Below are 1,422 nucleotides of genomic sequence, written 5' to 3' on the forward strand. Positions count from 1 at the left end.
TTCCAAAGTGTTTTGATGTGTTATTTATCTCTCGCTCACAAGATATAACTATACACGCTATATACACCTAACTCAAGCATAAAAATTACACAAAATAACCCATTGTTTTCAAATATGATTTTCTTCCACAATAATCTTGAACAATCATACTTGAAATCAATGGATGTTGTAGAAGATAATCAAGAAATTGTAGAATATACAAGGTTTTTAACTGATCAAAATGTAACTCTGTATATAAATGCTAATTTAAATATGTACACACATAACGATTTAAAGTTGGAACTACGATGGAGTTACTAGATGAAATATACGCTTACCAAGGTCAACTTAGTCTTCAAGAATTGTATGATTTCATCGGAACATTAAATGATAGAGTTAATAGTCAAATACATCAAAGAACAGGGAATTAATCGCAGTCCACAAAATCAGTAAATCAAAACTTAATTATAAAGAAAATCACTATATAGAGTCACTTATGGTATCTTCTTCAAATTATCCAGAGATTGGCGATTTAGCGAAAGAGAATTTGAATGCGATTGAAGACATGTACAAATGATAGATAATATAAGCTTTCAACAGTTAATTAAGAACTTAGAGTATTTAAAGAGGATGCAAATGTGTGTACATTTAAACGAAGTCGTAGACTTCAGCATAAAGAATGATCTTTCATTTATTGAATCACTTATAAAACTGACGAATTATGAAATTGATGTTAAAGAAAAAATATGATTGAAGCAATGGTTAAGGTAGCTGCCTTTCCTTTTAAGAAAGAGGTGAAGGACTTTTACTTTTCATTTCAACCCAATATTAATCAATATCAAATAATAGGTTTTGCATCTTTAAAGTTTATTGAAACCAAAGAAAATATCGTATTTTTAAGGCCAAGCGGTATCGGAAAAATACACTTAGCGACCTCGATAGGCATAACAGCAGCTAAAAAAAGAACAAGCACTACTGTAAATATCAATTATTAATTATTGATGAAATAGGATACTTACCCATAGATATAGAAGATGCCAAACTATTTTTCCAATTAATAGACCGAAGATATGAGGAAAAGAGCACAATCTTTACGACAAATGTAAATTTTAAATCTTGGGACAAAGTATCCCAAGATACTAAAATAGCAAATGCGATATTAGATTGAATGCTTCATCACGCAACTATCGTTTCTATTGTTGGAAAACCATATAGATTGAAAGATCATTTTCCAAAGGAAAACGACTAATTTTGCACATAATTATTTAAGAATAAATGTATATATTAACCCCGACGTTTATACTCTGTATATTACAGAAATCATCATATCTAAAAGCCATAGAAAGAAAGGGTACGCAAAAGCATCCATTAACTACTTACAAAACCTTTATCCTGCAATCCGAATAGAATTACTGTCAGAAAACAATGGATTTTATTAGAAAC

1 protein-coding gene and 1 pseudogene are annotated in these 1,422 nt (G+C 29.7%); both read left to right on the forward strand.

The features are described 5' to 3' along the window. Window positions 1–287: 287 nt before the first annotated feature. Window positions 288–410 carry a hypothetical protein gene (locus tag LQ598_RS13875; RefSeq protein WP_259338445.1) on the forward strand — a complete coding sequence of 41 codons (123 nt, stop codon included), beginning with the start codon at window positions 288–290 and terminating at the stop codon, window positions 408–410. A gap of 142 nt (window positions 411–552) precedes the next feature. Continuing rightward, a pseudogene (locus LQ598_RS13650) lies at window positions 553–1,228 on the forward strand (ATP-binding protein). Window positions 1,229–1,422: the final 194 nt, after the last annotated feature.

Origin of the sequence: Mammaliicoccus sp. F-M27 (assembly GCF_022387115.1) — a bacterium.
In the GTDB taxonomy this organism is placed as follows: Bacteria; Bacillota; Bacilli; order Staphylococcales; family Staphylococcaceae; genus Mammaliicoccus; species Mammaliicoccus vitulinus.